Raw genomic sequence first — 16,585 nt, 5'->3', positions numbered from 1 at the left:
CTCCTCAGTTCCAACCGATGGTTTCAAAGACGAATGCTCCAGCGCCGACTGCATAGATCGCATGGCCGGCCTCGCGACGGATGAGCTGCGCGCCTGGCGGGGCGCGGACCTCGCCGGCGCCCAGGGGAACCCAGATTTCGCCGCGCGCGGCGTTCGGGATGGTCGCCTCGAGGCGCAGGTTCGCGCCTTCGCGCCGCCAGCCGGCCTTGGCGGTCCCGCGCGGGGTTTCCATGCTCGCGGCGGCTTGGTCCAGCCCCCTGGGCACGGCCGGGCGGACTAGGACGGTCGCATAGCCCGGTGCGCCGGGGCGCAGGCCGGCCAGTCCCTGGTGCAGCCAGTCGGAGACCGAACCGAAATAGTGGTGGTCGCGCGAGCGTGAGCCGAGGCTCCAGGTCTCGAACATGGTCGAGTGGCCGTTCTCGATCCACCAGCCCCAGCTCGGCTCCTTGGTGTTCGACACCAGGCGGAAGGCGAGGTCCGGGTAGCCGTAGTCGCCCAGCAGGAAGAGCAGGTAACGGGTCGAGAAGACGCCGGTCTGCAGCCCGCGCGCGTCGACGTCGGCGGCCAGGTGGTCCGCAACCCTCTGTTCGGCGCCGGCCGGAACCATGCCGAAGGCCAGCGGCAGCACGTTCTGGACCTGGGCGTAGGCGTTGGCCTGACCCTTGGCGTCGAGGGTGCGGTAGAGACCCCGTTCGGCGTCCCAATAGCGGCGGTTGTAGGCGGCGCGCACGTCGTCTGCGAGCGCCCGGTAGCGCGCCGCGTCCGCGCTCTTGCCCAGCAGCTCGGCGCCGCGGGCCAGATGATCGACCTCAAGATAGAAATAGGCGGTGGTGACCGCGCCGACCCCGCCGCCGCGGGCGTTGACGTAGTCGGAGGCGCCCGGCGGGCTCCACTCCGACAGCCCCTTCTCATGGAGATACTGGGGGGCCTTGAAGTAGGTGGCGGTATAATCGACCAGCCGCTTCTGGGTCTCGTACATCCGCGCCAGGATGCGGGTGTCGCCATAGGTCTGGCGCATCTCCCACGGCAGGATGAAGGTCGACGCGTCCCAGGGCGTGGTCGGACCCCAGATGGCGTTCCAGCCCGGGGTGTCTTCATAACCGTAATCGGGCGTGGTCGGGACGATTTCCGGGATCTCGCCCTTGGGCGACTGGGCGTCGCGGAAGTCGGCCAGCCACTTGGTCCAGACCCGCGAGACGTCGAAGTTTCGCGCCGCCGCCCCGGCCGAGGCTTGGGCGTCGCCGGTCCAGCCGTTCTTCTCCAGGGTCGGGGTATCGGTCTGCATCCCGTGCATGTTGTTGAGGATGCTGGCGCGGGCGGCCGCGTCGATCTTCTCCAGCAGCGGCAGGCTGGAGGTGAACCGGCCGGTCCGCGGGACCGCCGAATGGACCACGCGGCCGCTCAGGCTCTCCAGGGTCGGAATGCCCGGGAAACCCTCGACCTGCACGTAACGGAAGCCTTTGTAGCCAAAGCTCGGCTCCCAGCTTTCCTGGCCGCGACCGGCCAGGATGTAGCGGTCGGTCTGCAGTTGCGCGTCGATCAGGCCCGACGCGGGGTTCACCTGGCCGTCCTCGCCCGTCCGCTCGCTGTGGACCAGCGAGACCGCCGAGCCCGCCGGTCCGCTGACCGAAAGCCGTGTCCAGCCGGCGAAGATGCGACCGAAGTCATAGATCCAGACGCCCGGCTTGACCTCGCGCAGCGAGATGGGCCGAACCTCCTCGACGGGGGCGATGGGCTCGAGATTGGCCGCGACCAGGGCGCCGGCGGGTCCGCGCGCCACTGTTGCAGGTTTCCATTGGCGGGCGTCGAAGCCGGGGAGCCGCCAACCGGCTGGCTCCACCCGGGCGTCATGGCGCTCGCCCCGATGGATGGAGTCGCTCAAGGTCGGTCCGTCGGCGGCGCGCCAGTCCGCGTCGGTGGCGATCACTTGCTGCTCGCCGTCGGCATAGAGGATTTCGAGTTGGGCCTTCAGGACCGGCGCGCCGTGCCACGGCGCCTGGTGGAAATACCATTCGTTGGGATCGGTGAGGCCGTACCAGCCGCGGCCCAGTTCGGCGGCGATCACGTTCTCACCAGGCCGCAGCGCGGCCGTGACGTCGTAGGCGCGATAGAGCGTGCGCTTGCCATAGTCGGTGAAGCCGTCGGCGATGGCCGAGGCGCCGACCGCCTGCCCGTTGAGGCTGAGTTTGGGAAAGCCGCCGGCGGCGGCATAGAGCCGCGCGCGGGCGACCGGCTTGTCCTTGGCCTTGAACGCTCGGCGCAGCAGGGGTGCAGGGCTGTCGATCGGCAGGACGACGTCGATATTGGGCAGGACCGTCAGGCCCTGCGCCGACACGCGGCCGCCGGTGAACGGGTTGTCGTTGAGCGCGAAGGCGGTGCGGAAGGTTGCGTGGCCCTTGGCGGCGACCTCGACCGAATGGACGCTCGCCGCGTCGGCCGCGCGAGCGGAGAAGCCGACCGTGCCGTGGGCGTGGGTCGCATCGCTCAGCACGTCGACAACCTTGCCGTCGATCGCGGTGGTGATCTGCTCGCCCTTGGCGGTGATGGCGATGCTGCGCCGTCCGGCGCCGGTCGCCAGCGGCGTGCGCTTTATGATTTTGGTCGTGGTTTGGGAGCTGGAGCCCCCCGGATAGCGGCGTACCTGCTGGATCAGGACCGGACGGCCCTCTTCCGTGGTGAAGGTCCAGACATAGGCTTCGCCATAGGTCTTGCCGACCGGCCGGGCGCGGAACAGCAGGTTGAACGGCGCGGCGGTGAGGGTGAGGTCGGTCTTGAGCGTGAAGTCGGACCAGTCGTGGTCCGGGTCCTGGCGGCCGCCGATCCAGCGTCCCTGCCAGTCGTCGGGCGCCAGCAGGCCCATCTCCCACCAGTCGGGGGCGGACCAGTCCGAGGCGGTCCCTTGGGCGTCCCAACTGCGGACGCGCCACCAATAGCGGGTGCGGGCGCTGGGGGCGGGGCCTGCGTATTCGATCTGTCCGGTGTCGCCGCCCTGCAGGCGGCCGCTATCCCAGATCAGAGCTTCGCCGCGCGTCAGCGCCTCGGGCGAGGCGGCGACTTGGATCTGATAGTCGCCCTCAGTCTTGGCCGGCGCCAGCCAGGAGAGGCGCGGGCGCGCCTCGTCCAGGCCCAGCGGCCGGACCGCGTATTCGACCTTCAGCCCGGTCGGCGATGCTGCGAACGACGCCATGGGGCAGAGGCTTACCAGCATGGCGAGCGTCGCGCCCGCCCTGCTTGCACGAGAAAACCGCACCGGCGGCGACCAACGGGCGCGCCGGGGAGGACGCGCGTCCGCAGTCGTGCGCGTCGCCGCCGGTGCAGCCACCTAGAACCTCGCCCGCAGGCCGACGCTGACCAGGCGGCCGAGCGTGCTGCCGTTTGCGTAGCCGGTGCTGGTGTTCGAGTAGGGCGGATCCTCGTCGAAGACGTTGTCGACGTTGAGGGTCAGCATGAAGCCCTCGGCCGGGCCGATCCCCTTGAGGTCATAGCCGAGGAAGAGATCGACGGTCGTGAAGGACTCGATCTTGATCTGGTTGATGTAGCCGAGCACCGGATAGCTGTCGCGGAAGTTGACCGTGCCGCGGGCGCTCAGGTCGCCGTACTTGAAGCCCACCGAACCGGTCACCGCCCAGCGGCCGTAGCCGTTCTGGAGCTGGTTGGTGAAAGCGCCGCCCTTAACGGTCTGCATCTCACGGTTCAGGGCGTAGGTGCCGCCGAGGCTGGCGGTCACCGCCCCGAAGCTGGTCGGGCGCGCATAGGCGAGGTTGAAGTCCACGCCGTCCAGATTGATGGCGCCCAGGTTGTTGCGGCGCGCGTCGATCAGGATGAACGGCGAGCGGCCGACGAACAGGCTCTCGATGCTGGGCGCGCCGTTCAGCGGCAGCGAGCCGACCGCGTTCTTCACCTGCTCCAGGGTCGGGTTGATCACGTAGAAGCTGGCGAAGTTCGGATCCGTGAACATGACGGGCGAGGTGCCCGGCACGATGCCGATGACCTCCTCGAACTTCACGTTCCAGTAGGTCATGCTGGCGGTGAAGCCCGGAATAGCCGCCGGGGTCCAGTCGACGCCCAGCGACCAGGTGTCGGCGGTCTCGGGCTTCAGGTTCGAGTTGCCGCCGGCCAGCACCACGGTCGGGCGCAGCAGGTCGATCGGCGGGCTGGAGGCCGGTCTGAACGGGCTGATCGGCAGGATCTGGGCGCGGGCGTCCACCGAGTTGGTGGTGTCGGCCAGGCTGGGCGCGTGGAACGAAGTGCCGTAGTTGCCGCGGATCACGATGTCCTCGAACGGCCGATAGTTGAAGCCGATCTTCGGATTGGTGGTGGATCCGACGTCGTTGTAGTCGTCGAAGCGGGCCGAGGCCGAGATGTCGAACCCGCGCAGGCCCGGCATGCCGTTGTCCTCGCCCACCAGCGGGATGAACAGCTCGGCGAACACCGAGTTGACGCGCCGCGAGGCTTCCGCCCGGGTGGCTGAGGTGCGCACCCCGCGGCGGTCGAGCGAGACGACGCCGTCGATGCTCTCGTAGTGGTGCTCGGCGCCGATCGCCAGGCGCAGGTCGCCGCCCGGCAGAGTCATCAGGCTGCCGTCGGCCACCAGCCGGAACTCGGCCATGTCCTGGGTCGCCGCGCCGAAGTTCTCGAAGTCGCCGATGGCCGCCAGCACGGCCGGGTTCGTCGCGGCCAGGTCGTAGGGGTTCAACGCCGTGGCGGCGGTCGTGCCGGCCAGGGCGAGGGTGACAGCCGCGGCGTTGAAGGTCGCCTCGCTGACCTCGTTCTCGCTGCGGCCGAGGTTGGCCTGGGCCTGCAGACGCCAGTCCTTCCCGAAGCGGAAGGTCAGCGACGGGGTGACGCCATAGGACTCGAACTGAGCCTCGCTCTTGGCGCTGGGGCCGAAGACCTGGTCGAACGCAAAGGCGACGCTCTGGGCCGGCTCGCCCGCTATGGTGCGGAAGTAGGGGTTGGTCGCGGTGATCACGCCGCTGGTGCTGCCCTGGGCGCTGAGGGTCGTGGTGTCGCGCCGCGACCAGTAGGCGTGGGCGTCGAAGTCCAGGTTGTCGGCAATCTCCTGCTGGACGGCGGCGAAGACGCTATGCCGCTCTTCACGCGGATAGATGTCGGCGTAGTCGGTCTGGTCGCAGCGGTTCAGCGTGCCCGGCAGGCGGCCGGGCAGGGCGAAGGTCAGCGCGCCGAGCGTGATGTTGCCAGGAGCGCAGGCGGTGCTGCGCAGGTCCGTGCCGCCGCGCGGGGTATTGTTGGCGGTGACGTAGTCGCGGTCGATGCCCTGGATGTTGTCGTGCCAGGCGTAGGCGTAGGAGATCAGGGCCGAACCGCGGTCCCAGGCGTGGCCGACCGTGAGGTTGGCGTCGAAGGTCTTGTAGTTGTCGGCGACGCCGTAGCGGGCAGTGGCCTCGGCGCCTTCGAAGCGCTTGCGGGTGATGAAGTTCACCACGCCGCCGATGGCGTCGGAGCCGTAGATCGACGAGCCCCCGTCCGGAATCACCTCGACTTTCTCGACGACGCCGGGCGGGATAATGGAGGGGTCCGACGAGGTCTGCAGGACGCCGGCGCCGACCAGGCGATGGCCGTTCATCAGCAGCAGGGTGGTCGAGCCGCCCGAGCCGCCCAGGTTGCGGATGTTGGGGCGCACGATCGGGTTGCCGAAACCAGCCGAGCCCGCCGGCACGGTGGCGAAGTTACCGATCTGCGGAATCGAGGCGAGCAGGTCGTTGGACGAGGCCGCGCCCGTGGCGATCACCTCGTCGCGGCCGAGGTCGATGACGTTGGTGCCAGTCGGCGCGATCCCACGGATCAGGGTGCCGGTGACCACGACTTCCTCGACGATGTCACCATCCTTGCCGTTCTTGTCCTGGGCCAGGGCCGGCGTGGCCGCCAGGGCCAGCACGCTCGCGGAAATCATCCAGCGCGCCAATTTCCGAACAGACGGATCCACTGCGCGAAGCGCCATCTCCTGGCTCATCTCGTTTCCCCCGTAACAGCCCCTGAGATCGGGCCGGTTTGTTGATGGTATCGTTTTCATGAGCGGGCATCCGGTGTTGCGCGCTCGCAAATTGACGTTATTGATTGATCGTGATTGCGTCAATGATCAATTCCGATCACGCGTCCAGACGGTTCGATGGAGATTCCGAGGTAGCGGGCGCCGCGGCCTTGGTGCGACGATCCGGCCGGAAAGCGCGCAGCCTCCAGGAGGAAATCGTGGACACTTCGAGCGTGGTCGCTGGCGCGGCGCAGCCGCCCCTGCTGGAGCACACCATCGGCCAGGCGTTGGCTCTGGCGGCCGAACGCTGGCCCCACGTCGAGGCGTTGGTCAGCCGCCATCAGCATGTGCGCCTGACCTGGAAGGAATTCGCCGGGCAGGTCGACGCTTTCGCCGCCGGCCTGCTGGCGCTCGGCCTTGAGCCCGGCGACCGCGTCGGAGTCTGGGCGCCCAACTGCGCCGAATGGACAATCGCCCAGTTCGCGACCGCCCGGGCCGGCCTGATCCAGGTCAACATCAACCCGGCCTACCGGACTTCCGAACTCGAATACACGCTCGCCAAGGTGGGGGCGAAGGCGCTGATCTGCGCCGCCCGCTTCAAGTCCAGCGATTATCTGGCCATGACCGAGGCCCTGGCGCCGGAGATCGCCGCCTGCGCGCCCGGCGCTCTGGCTTCGCCGGCCCTGCCGATGCTGAAGAGCGTGATCCGCATCGGCGGTGAGCCGCGGCCCGGCTGGCTGGCCTTCGAGGACGTCGCAGGCCTGGCGGGCGAGGCCGAGCACGCGGCCCTGGCTGAGATAGGGCCGCGCCTCGACCGCAACGAGGCGATCAATATCCAGTTCACCAGTGGCACCACGGGCCTGCCCAAGGGCGCGACGCTGTCGCACCGGAACATCCTCAACAACGCCTACTTCGTCGGGCTGGCGATGGGCCTGCGCGAGGGCGACCGGCTGTGCATCCCGGTGCCGCTCTACCACTGCTTCGGCATGGTGATGGGCAACCTGGCCTGCTGCGTCCACGGCGCGACCATGGTCTATCCGGCTGACGCCTTCGATCCGCTGGCGGTGCTGGACACGGTGGAGGCCGAGCGCTGCACCGCCTTGCACGGCGTGCCGACCATGTTCATCGCCCAGCTCGAGCATCCACAGTTCGAGCGCTTCGACCTCTCCTCGCTGCGCACCGGGATCATGGCGGGCTCGCCCTGTCCGGTGGAGGTGATGCGCAAGGTGATCGACCGAATGCACATGACGCAGGTCGGCATCGCGTACGGCATGACCGAGACCAGTCCCGTCTCGTTTCAGACCGCGGTCGACGACGCCCTGGATCGCCGCGTCTCGACCATCGGCCGGGTGCAGCCGCATCTGGAGGTGAAGATCGTGGGGCCGGACGGCGCAATCGTCCCGCGCGGCCAGGCGGGAGAGCTCTGCACCCGCGGCTATTCGGTGATGCTCGGCTACTGGGACGACCCGGAAAAGACCGCCGAGGCCGTCGACGCCGAAGGCTGGATGCACACCGGCGACCTCGCCGTGCTGGACGAGGCAGGCTACGGCAACATCGTCGGGCGCATAAAGGACATGGTCATTCGCGGCGGCGAGAACGTCTATCCGCGCGAGATCGAGGAGTTCCTTTTCCGCCACCCGAAGATCGAGGACGTGCAGGTGGTCGGGGTGCCCGACCCGAAGTACGGCGAGGAGATCTGCGCCTGGATCAAGCTGAGGGCCGGAGAGAGCGCGAGCCCCGAGGAGATCCTCGCCTTCTGCAAGGGCCAGATCGCCCACTACAAGGTTCCCCGCTATGTCCGCTTCGTGGACGCATTCCCGATGACCGTCACCGGCAAGATCCAGAAGTTCGAGATCCGCAAGGCGATGGTCGAGGAACTGCATCTGATGGAAGCCAAGACCGCCTGAGACGAGCGTGGACCCGGCCCGGAGGACAGACTGCGCCCACGTTTAGATAAAAGCAGTCTTGCCTGCTTGTAAATTGCTCTTCAGTATCCGCCGCCGAAGCCAGGAGGGGGAACCATGCGTGCGCTGTCGGCAACTGTGATCGCAGGATACGCGGTGCTGGGCGCTGCGAGCGCCACGGCGCAGACGTCGGCGCCCGCCGATCCGCTGCGCGCCTATGTGCCGAGCACCGTCTCGCCGGAAGCTGCGGCGCTCTACGCCCGCTACCGGCCCTTCGTGCTGACCGCGGATCAGCAGATCGCCCGCACCCGCGCCGAGATCGAGGCGCGCTACCTGGCTGGGGAGAAGGCGGCCGACGCAGGCAATGCGCCGCTGACGGCCCTGGGCCTGACCACGACCGAGCAGGAATTGGGCGGGGTGAAGGTGCTGGAGGTGCTGCCGCGCGACTATCGCGACGACGGTACGGCGCTGATCTACCTGCACGGCGGCGGCTTCATCTACGGAAGCATCCATTCCAGCCTGCGCGGCGCGGCTATCATGGCGCACGCCACTGGCCGGCGGGTGTTCTCGATCGAGTACGCGGTGGCGCCGAAAGGAAACTGGAAGATCGCCACCGACCAGGTGGTCGCGGTCTATCGCGCCCTGTTGGCGCAGGGCCGCAAGCCCGCTTCGATCGGCATCTTTGGGGAGAGCGCCGGTGGCAATCTGACGGCCGCGGCGACCCTGAAGCTGCGCGACCAGGGCCTGCCGATGCCGGCCGGCCTGATCCTGATCTCGCCGGCCACCGACCTGACCCGCGCCGGCGACACCTACGTGACCCTGGCCCAGGCCGATCCGGTGCTGCCGCCCGGCAATGTCCAGCCGGGTTTCGACCTCTACGCCGACCCGGCCGACCAGAAGAATCCTTACGTCTCGCCGGTCTATGGCGATTTCTCCAAGGGTTATCCGCCGACCCTGATCCAGGGCGGCACCAAGGAGATCCTGATCAGCGACATGGTGCGGCTGCATCGCGCCATCCGCGCTGCGGGGAGCGAGTCGCGCCTGGAGCTCTACGAGGGCATGCCGCATGCCTTCCCCGGCATGATGGTCATGGCCGGGGCGCCCGAGGGCAAGGCGGCGATGGACGAGGCCGCGGCCTTCTGGCGCGAGCGGCTGAAGGGCCGCTAGAAGCGAAACAGGCGCTCGATTTCTGTCTTGATCCGCAGAAGGAAGATCAGCGGCGCCATGCGGCGCTCGTGCCAGTCGAGCACCGGCTTGCGGAAGGCGTGGCGGCTGGCCGATGTCTCCGGCCCGAACACCATCACTTCGTCCTTCCGCGGCTCGTAGGCGGGCCAGGGCGCAGCGCCCGCCATATTGGGCGAACCGGTGCGCGCGAAAGCGACCCAGCGAGCGTGCATCTCGGCCGCCAGCCTGCGGTCGGCCTCGGAGGGCGCAGGCGGATCGAGCGGTTGCAGGCCGAGCGTCTGGAAGACGTAGTAGATTTCCGCTCCGTGGGCGGCGCGCTCGCGCCGGGCGCGGTCGGCGGTGTCGACGTGATCGAAATAGTAGACATAGGCGGGTGCATGCTTCGACCAGCGCTTGCCGACCCAGCGGGCCGGCGCCGCCAGCAGGCCATCGCTCAGGCTGTAGCGGATGGCCATTTCGTCCTGAGACGGATCGAGCTTGTAGACCTTGCGCAGCTTGGCCAGGTCCTTGGCCTTGGTCGCCGCCTTGGCGCGAGCCATGCCGCCGCCGTAATCGAGCAGAGAGTCCTCGCCGCTGTTCGAGCCGATCATCAGCGGCACGGCCGCATGGCGTCCGGCGTCCACGGCGATGGTCTGGGGCTCGGGCAGCAACGTCTTGTCGGGATAGGTCTGGGCGTCGCCGGTGGCGGCCGCGACCGCCCTGGCGTCCAGGGCGCGCAGCTGCTGGGCGCTGGCGTTCGCCGGGGCGCCGGCCGCGCGGGCCACCGCTTCACCCGCCGCCTCGATCTGGTCGGCCTTGCCGAATGGCGGGTACCAGCCGCCGCCCGACTGCACGATGGCCTTGTGGAACAGGCCCTTCGCCGAGGGCATGACGGTCAGGGTCAGCACGCTGATGCCGCCCGAGGACTCGCCGAAGATGGTCACGTTCCTCGGGTCGCCCCCGAAGGCGGCGATGTTGCGCTGGACCCATTGCAGGGCAGCGACCTGGTCCATCAGGCCGTAGGCCCCCTTCGGCCCGTTCTCGCGGGTGATGGCCGGGTGGGCGAAGGCGCCCAGGTGTCCGAGGCGGTAGTTGACCGTGACCAGCACCACTCCGTCGCGCGCGAAAGCCGAGCCGTCGTAGTAGGGCAGCGCGCCTGAGCCCATGCGTCCGGAGCCGCCGTGGAGCCAGACCATGACCGGCGCCGGGGACGCGGCCGCCCTGGCCGGCGCCCAGACATTGAGCGTCAGGCAATCTTCGCTGGTCGGTTCCGGCGCCGCGCCATAGGCGACAATGTCGGCGACGCCCTGCGGGCCGCGTTGCGGACAGGCAGGGCCGAAAGCGCTCGCGTCCCGCAGGCCCTGCCAGGGGGCCGGGCGCTGCGGTGCGCGCCAGCGCAGGTCGCCGACCGGCGGCGCGGCGTAGGGCAGGCCGCGATAGATGTCGATGTCGCCAGCCGAGACCCCTGCCGCAAGCCCGGTGTCAAGCCGCACCTGCGGCGCTTCGGTTCCCCAGGCCGCCCCAGCCAAGGTCATGCCCGCCGCCGCCATCCATCCCGCCCACATGCTCATCCCCGTTCGTCCCTGCTGTCGCGACATTTACAAGCAGGATATCCCGTATGTACATAGCCATTGTGCGCCGCCCGTTGTCTGCGCTGACATTGCGGGTGAAGCAGGGCTACATTGGCGACGGGCGCGGGGAATCGGATTTGGCGGGCGATAAGGCGCAGGCAGGTTCGGTGCGGGCGCGCGGGGGCAGGGCGCCGCGGCGTGCAGCCGTCGTGCGCCGAACTCAGGCGCAACGCAGCGCCGAGACACAGCGCAAGCTGATCGACGGCGCGATCGCAGTCCTGCACCGGCTCGGTTACGGCGCCACCACCAGCGGGCTGATCGCCCAGGAGGCGGGCGTCAGCCGTGGCGCCATGCTTCACCAGTATCCGACCAAGGTGGATCTGATGCTGGCTGTGGTCAGCGACGTCTATTCGCGTGAGACCAACGAATACCGCGAGCGGGGCATGAGCGCGGTCTCCCCGCGCGAGCGGTTCTACAAGTTCCCCGAAATGATGTGGGACGCCTTCACCCGCCCCTCGGCCATGGCGGTGCTGGAGATCATGATGGGATCTCGCTCGGATCCTGAACTCGCCGCCCGTTTGGCCCCCCTTCAGCGTCAGATCGAAGCGGTCTCCAAGGGGACGGTCGAGGCGATCCTGCGGGAGGCGCAGTTGCCCGACATTCCCGAATTCAACGCTATGCGGCGGCTGTTCGTCGCCGCCGTGCGGGGCCTCTCCATCGACCTCATGCTGGTCAAGGACCGCGCCGAGCTCGAGCAGTCGATCGTGCTTCTGCAACGCTTCCTGCGCGTCCTCTACGAAGGCGACCTGCCTCCGGCGCGCTGAGCCGCCGAGCCCCACGGAACCGAACCCTGCGCGATGAGCAGGCCGCGCCTCTTCGGGTACGACGCGGTGATTGAAATTGATTGATATGTAATCAATTACACTCAAAAGTGATTGTTTGTGATCAAAATTGAGGTTAGTCAGCGGTCATGAGGCCTGTCGGGCTTCAAGAAAAAGAGCGCCGCGGACGGCGCTGCGGGAAACGCAAAAAGGGGATTTCCATGCACCGACTGCTGGTTGGCGGTTCGCTCCTGGTCCTGGCGGCGAGCCTCGGCGCGCAGGCTCACGCCGAGGCCGCGCAGGGCGACGAGGTCGCCGAAGTGATCGTCACCGGGGTTCTTTCGGAAGCCAGCAAGGGCAAGTCCGCGGTCGCCGTCTCGGTGATCGGCGCCGAGGAACTGGAGCGCGCGGCCCCGGTCAGCGCCGCCGATCTGCTTAAGGCGGTCCCTGGCGTCTATGTGAACTCCGCGCTCGGCGAGATCCGCAACATCGTCTATTCGCGCGGCGTATCGGCCAACTCGGTCGAGGCGGCGGGGGGCTATTATTACGTCTCGCTGCAGGAAGACGGCCTGCCGGTGACCAATGTCACTTTCACCAACTACGGGCCTGACTATTTCCTGCGCCCGGACATCGGCCTCGGCCGGGTCGAGGCGCTGCGGGGCGGCACCGCGACGGTCACCGGTCCGAACGCGCCGGGTGGGATCTTCAACTACATCTCGCGCAAGGGCGGCGTGGAAGCTGAGCGGGAGATCCGCCTGAAGTTTGGCGCTGAGGGCGAGGGCGCCAATCCCTACTATCGCGGCGACGCCTACTTCGCCGGGCCGATCGGCGAGACCGGTCTCGCCTACAGCCTTTCGGGTTTCTACCGCCAGAGCCGCGGCGCGCGGGACCCCGGCTACGACATGAACAGCGGTGGTCAGGTCAAGGGCAACCTGACCTACGACTACGGCGCCGGCCGCATCCAGCTGTTCGGCAAGTACCTGAATGACCACAACGGCTGGTTCGAGTTCCTGCCGGCCCGCAACTTCAACAATCCGAAGGTGGTCGCAGAACTCGGCAATGACACGAGCTTCTTGCCTGCGCCCACCAGCCACAGCTTTGAGCCCTACGCCGGCGCCGGCCCGCGAACCTGGGATGGCAAGAATCTCGCCCATGCCAAGGCCGCGTCTTTCGGCGCCCGGATCGACCACGACTTCGGCGGCGGCTGGAGCCTGAGCAATTCGCTGCGCATCTCTCGCAACGAACTCGACTGGAACTCGGGCGGAGTGATCTTCCCGGTGTCGCTCACCGATCCGATCCTGGCCGCCTATGTCGGCACGACCGCGCCTGGCCTCTACACCTATCGCGACGCCAAGACCGGCGCGCTCCTGGCCCAGGTGAATCGCGTCGGCGGCACGGCGACCGTGGTCACGAACAACCTGCCGAACCAGTCGGTGCTGGCGAATGGCGTGCTGTCCCAGGCGGCGCTGTTCTACAATCCGAAGGTCGAGGAGGTGATGGACCAGGTGTCGGTCACCCGGAAGTTCGAGTCCGGAAGCCTGACCCTCGGCGCCTTCTACGCCCGCTCGGACGTCGAGAACGTCACCGGCGGCGCCGGGGTCGCGGTCTCGCCGATCGCCGACCGGCCGACCAATATGGTCGTGACGCTGACCACTCCGGCAGGCGTGATCCAGCAGGTCACCGATCCCGACGGCTACGGCTCCATCGGCAACCGCGTCTCGGCCACCTTGACCCGTGCAAAGCAGGTCCAGGCCTCGCTGTTCGCGGGCGGCGACTGGAATCTCACCGACGCCATTACACTGAACGGCGCCCTGCGCTATGAGCGCATCGAGAACAAGGGCGCCAACTGGACCAGCGCGCCCGCCGCCAGCCAGCTTCCCGGCGGCCTCGACGGCAATCCGAACACCCTCTACGACAACGTCCGCCAAGGCCTCGGCGCGCCGGTCGCCTATGACCGCAGCATGAACTTCACCTCGTATTCCGCCGCCGCGACCTATCGCTGGAACGATCAGCAGAGCACTTATCTGCGGGTCTCCAGCGGCAAGAAGGCGCCGGATTTAAGCTTCTACTCGGCCATCAACACGCCCGCCGCGGCTGCCAACACCCCTTCGATCGCCCAGGAGATCTTCCAGGTCGAGCTGGGCCATCGGATGGTGTTCGATCGCATCCAGGTCACCCTGAACCCGTTCTACAGCAAGCTCAGCAATGTCGGCTCGGTGCAGGTGTTCAACCGCGCCGACGGCAGCACCTACAACCCGGCGCCGGTCTTCGCGACCATGGAGACCTGGGGCGTCGAGGTGGACGCGGGCTGGGAGGCGACCGACACCCTGTCGCTCCAGCTCCAGGCGACCCTGCAGGACCCGAAGTCGAAGAACTTCGCCACCTGGATCGCCAACACCCCGGGCGAGGCCGACGACGTGCTGGTGCGCGTGCCGGATGGCAAGGCTGACAACAGCGCCAAGATCTCGGCCACCCTCACCACCACCTGGCGGCCGATCGACGCGGTCAGCGTCTTCGCTACCTGGCGCTACCTCGGCGACCGCGCCGCCAACCGCTACAACACGTTCGACCTGCCTGGCTTCCACCAGGTCGACGTCGGCGGGTCGTGGGACGTGACGCCGAAAGTCCGGCTGTCGGCCAACGTCAACAACCTCTTCAACAGCGAAGGGGTGATGAGCTGGGCGTCCGGCGGCGGTCTGACGTCGTCTCTGGACCGCCAGGGGTTCACGCCGGCCCGCCTGGCGGCCGATCCGAACCAGTTCCTCAACATCATCACCGTCCAGCCGCGGTCGTTCTACCTGACCCTGGACGTCAAGTTCTGACCAACCTGCCTGCGCCGGGCCTCCGGCGCATGTTTCCCCCGCGGGTCTTGGGCGGAGCCGATCGGCTCCGCCCTCTTTTTTTTGGGGGGCGCGCGCCGACCAATTTGGATGCAAATAGTTCTTAATATGAGTCTTAATCTGTCCTAATGTGATCCCGAAAGGGGTGCGCAACGGGTGACCGACGCGGGAACGAGCAACGAGGCGACGATCCGGCGCGCCGGCGAGGTCGACCGGGAGATCGGCCTGCGCCTACGCGCGCTGCGAGGGGCGGCGGCCATGACCCAGGCGGCGCTGGCGGAGGCCGCGGGCCTGACCTTCCAGCAGATTCAGAAGTACGAAACCGGCAAGAGCCGGCTGTCGGCCAGCATGCTCTGCCGCTTCGCCGAGATTCTCGACGCGCCGTCGGCCGCGCTGCTGCCGGCCGCCGCGTCGGATCCCGAGGGACGGTTGTGGGATCTGCTGGCCGGTAATCAGCGCCTAACGCGTCTGCTCGGCCGCCTCCAATCCCTGCCGCCGGCTAGCCTGGAGCGCGCGCTCGACTGGATGGAGGCAAGCGTGGAGCCGCTTGCGCCGGGCGGCGGCGCTGCCGCGGGGGATGCGCCATGACCGGTCCGCTGGACCTGCGCGCCCGCGCGGCCGAACATCTTGTCCGGTCGCTGGCGCGCTGGATCGACGATGATGTGTTGGACGATGCTGCGGCCACCCTGCTCGCCGAGCTGGCGGGAGACCTGACCTCGGAAGATCGCGCGGTGCGTGAAGCGGCTCTCGACCTTCTGACCCGGATGGACGCGGGCGACCTCGCCATTCCGCAGGCGCCTTGGCCGGGACGGCCAGTCTAGGAGCTAGGGGCTTGGCCCTTGCGCGCCCATCGCTTAGGTTTGCGGCCTGTCTGACCGTCCCCTCAGCGGGGCCGGGAATTTTTCCCGTACCGCAGGTCCTTCGAGCGCCGTCGCCGTGACGCGCGCCGCAGCGCCTGCGCTGCGGGGTTCCATCATGACCGAGATCAACCTGCGCCCCGACTGCGGGCGTTGTGCGGCGCTGTGCTGCGTGGCCCTGGCTTTCGACCGCGGCGTGCTGTTCGCGTTCGACAAGCCGGCGGGCGCGGCGTGCGGGCATCTCACGGAGGCGGGCCGCTGCGCCATCCATACCGCGCGCGCCCGGCGCGGGTTCGCCGGCTGTGTCGGCTACGACTGCCTGGGCGCCGGCCAGCGGGTGACCCAGGACCTGTTCGACGGGCGCAGCTGGCGAGGCGAGCCCGGCCTGCTGGGGCCGATGTCGGAGGCCTTCGCCGTCGTGCGGCGCGCGCACGAGCTGCTCGTGCTGCTGCGCCAGGCGCGCCGCCTGCCCTTGTCACCGGACGAGGGCTGGCGGCTGACGGAGTTGGAGGCGTCGCTGGTCGCGGCGAAGGCTTCAGCGGGGGCGGTCGGCGGTCTCGAGGCGGACGTCCGCCAGTTCCTGCACGGCCTGCGCCGTCTCGTCGGCTCCTAGCCGGCGACGATCACCCGCACCCCGGCGTCCTCACACATGCGGCGATGTTCGGGCGAAACGCCGTCGTCGGTGATCAGCACATGGATCTCGTCCAGTCCGCAGACCAGATGCCCGGCCGAGGCTGTGAACTTGCTGGAGTCGACGAGCAGGATGCGCTCGTCGGCCCGGCTCAGCAGTCGGCGCTCGGCCTGCACCAGCAGGATGTCGCTCTGGAGGATGCCGTGCCGGCCGACTGCCTCGGCGCCCAGGAACATCTTGCTGGCGTGGTAGCGGCTGACGCCGTCGTCCTCGAAGGCGCTGAGCACGATGTTCTGTTCACGGAACACCGAGCCGCCCGGAATCGCGATGCGGGTGTTGGGTTGGGGCAACAGGGCGCTGACGATGTGCAGAGAATTGGTGAGGACCTGAAGTTCCAGCGGCTCCAGGTGGCGGCACATCTGCAGGGTGGTGGAGCCGCCGTCGATGATCACCGCCTCGCCCGGATGGCATAGCTCGGCGGCGGCGCGGCCGATGGCCTCTTTCTGGGCGGTGTGGCGGGCGATGTTCTCGTGGAAGGGCACGCCGCGCAGGTGTGGGCGGTCGGCCGCGGCCGTCTCGACCGGCCCGGCCAGCCGCGCTCCGCCGCGTACGCGCTCGATGCGGCCTTCGCCGGCCAGGCGCTCCAGATCACGGCGGATGGTGGCGGGGGAAGCGTCCACCTTCTGGTCCAGCTCCTGGAACCCGATGAAGCCGCGCGCCTGCAGCAGGTCCAGTATGAGCCGTTCGCGCTCGGTGGCGTGCATGTTTCCCCCGGATGGTTCCGGCGCCAATCTCCGCCGCTTCT

11 protein-coding genes are annotated in these 16,585 nt (G+C 68.4%); 7 read left to right on the top strand and 4 right to left on the bottom strand.

The genetic code is table 11. From position 1 onward, the window contains the following. Positions 1 to 4 precede the first annotated feature (4 nt). Complete coding sequence (locus tag ACE3T2_RS09235) at positions 5 to 3,208, bottom strand: family 78 glycoside hydrolase catalytic domain (RefSeq protein WP_374656832.1); 3,204 nt, start codon at positions 3,206 to 3,208, stop codon at positions 5 to 7. A 114-nt stretch (positions 3,209 to 3,322) separates the two neighbouring features. Then, the gene (locus ACE3T2_RS09230; RefSeq protein WP_374656831.1) at positions 3,323 to 5,914 is read right to left on the bottom strand and encodes a TonB-dependent receptor domain-containing protein; all 2,592 of its coding nucleotides are present in this window, start codon (positions 5,912 to 5,914) and stop codon (positions 3,323 to 3,325) included. 296 nt (positions 5,915 to 6,210) lie between these two features. Between ACE3T2_RS09230 and ACE3T2_RS09225 the strand changes: the two genes are divergently transcribed. Continuing rightward, positions 6,211 to 7,899, top strand: a complete 1,689-nt coding sequence (locus tag ACE3T2_RS09225; protein WP_374656830.1) for an AMP-binding protein — start codon at positions 6,211 to 6,213, stop codon at positions 7,897 to 7,899. A 114-nt stretch (positions 7,900 to 8,013) separates the two neighbouring features. After that, positions 8,014 to 9,063: an alpha/beta hydrolase gene (locus tag ACE3T2_RS09220; RefSeq protein ID WP_374656829.1), complete on the top strand. Its 1,050-nt coding sequence runs from the start codon at positions 8,014 to 8,016 to the stop codon at positions 9,061 to 9,063. Here ACE3T2_RS09220 and ACE3T2_RS09215 read toward each other — a convergent pair. Continuing rightward, on the bottom strand, positions 9,060 to 10,631 hold the full coding sequence (locus ACE3T2_RS09215; protein WP_374656828.1) for a carboxylesterase/lipase family protein: 1,572 nt from the start codon (positions 10,629 to 10,631) through the stop codon (positions 9,060 to 9,062). The two genes, ACE3T2_RS09220 and ACE3T2_RS09215, sit on opposite strands and share 4 nt — an antisense overlap. Before the next feature lie 209 nt (positions 10,632 to 10,840). Between ACE3T2_RS09215 and ACE3T2_RS09210 the strand changes: the two genes are divergently transcribed. The 5 genes from ACE3T2_RS09210 (at position 10,841) to ACE3T2_RS09190 (ending at position 15,762) form a co-directional block, all read left to right on the top strand. Beyond that, the gene (locus ACE3T2_RS09210; protein WP_374656827.1) at positions 10,841 to 11,455 is read left to right on the top strand and encodes a TetR/AcrR family transcriptional regulator; all 615 of its coding nucleotides are present in this window, start codon (positions 10,841 to 10,843) and stop codon (positions 11,453 to 11,455) included. A gap of 218 nt (positions 11,456 to 11,673) precedes the next feature. Further along, the gene (locus tag ACE3T2_RS09205; RefSeq protein ID WP_374656826.1) at positions 11,674 to 14,274 is read left to right on the top strand and encodes a TonB-dependent receptor; all 2,601 of its coding nucleotides are present in this window, start codon (positions 11,674 to 11,676) and stop codon (positions 14,272 to 14,274) included. A gap of 174 nt (positions 14,275 to 14,448) precedes the next feature. Then, on the top strand, positions 14,449 to 14,880 hold the full coding sequence (locus ACE3T2_RS09200; RefSeq protein ID WP_374656825.1) for a helix-turn-helix domain-containing protein: 432 nt from the start codon (positions 14,449 to 14,451) through the stop codon (positions 14,878 to 14,880). Beyond that, positions 14,877 to 15,113 (top strand): hypothetical protein, encoded by a 237-nt coding sequence (locus tag ACE3T2_RS09195; protein ID WP_374656824.1) that lies wholly within the window; start codon positions 14,877 to 14,879, stop codon positions 15,111 to 15,113. Before ACE3T2_RS09200 ends, ACE3T2_RS09195 begins: the two co-directional genes overlap by 4 nt. A gap of 154 nt (positions 15,114 to 15,267) precedes the next feature. Further along, a complete protein-coding gene (locus ACE3T2_RS09190; RefSeq protein WP_374656823.1) occupies positions 15,268 to 15,762 on the top strand; it encodes a hypothetical protein in 495 nt (164 codons plus the stop codon). On the opposite strand, the gene ACE3T2_RS09185 is transcribed toward ACE3T2_RS09190, so the two are convergent. Continuing rightward, positions 15,759 to 16,544: a DeoR/GlpR family DNA-binding transcription regulator gene (locus ACE3T2_RS09185; RefSeq protein ID WP_374656822.1), complete on the bottom strand. Its 786-nt coding sequence runs from the start codon at positions 16,542 to 16,544 to the stop codon at positions 15,759 to 15,761. The two genes, ACE3T2_RS09190 and ACE3T2_RS09185, sit on opposite strands and share 4 nt — an antisense overlap. Positions 16,545 to 16,585 lie beyond the last annotated feature (41 nt).

This window comes from Phenylobacterium sp. (assembly GCF_041919955.1).
GTDB lineage: Bacteria > Pseudomonadota > Alphaproteobacteria > Caulobacterales > Caulobacteraceae > Phenylobacterium.
Note: the sequence above shows the minus strand (reverse complement) of the source record. Positions and strands in the feature narration are given on the sequence as shown.

Coding starts and splice junctions, on each gene's coding strand:
- ACE3T2_RS09235 (WP_374656832.1), bottom strand. CDS start 3,208: ATGCTGGTAAGCCTCTGCCCCATGGCGTCGTTCGCAGCATCGCCGACC.
- ACE3T2_RS09230 (WP_374656831.1), bottom strand. CDS start 5,914: ATGATTTCCGCGAGCGTGCTGGCCCTGGCGGCCACGCCGGCCCTGGCC.
- ACE3T2_RS09220 (WP_374656829.1), top strand. CDS start 8,014: ATGCGTGCGCTGTCGGCAACTGTGATCGCAGGATACGCGGTGCTGGGC.
- ACE3T2_RS09215 (WP_374656828.1), bottom strand. CDS start 10,631: ATGAGCATGTGGGCGGGATGGATGGCGGCGGCGGGCATGACCTTGGCT.
- ACE3T2_RS09205 (WP_374656826.1), top strand. CDS start 11,674: ATGCACCGACTGCTGGTTGGCGGTTCGCTCCTGGTCCTGGCGGCGAGC.
- ACE3T2_RS09195 (WP_374656824.1), top strand. CDS start 14,877: ATGACCGGTCCGCTGGACCTGCGCGCCCGCGCGGCCGAACATCTTGTC.
- ACE3T2_RS09190 (WP_374656823.1), top strand. CDS start 15,268: ATGACCGAGATCAACCTGCGCCCCGACTGCGGGCGTTGTGCGGCGCTG.
- ACE3T2_RS09185 (WP_374656822.1), bottom strand. CDS start 16,544: ATGCACGCCACCGAGCGCGAACGGCTCATACTGGACCTGCTGCAGGCG.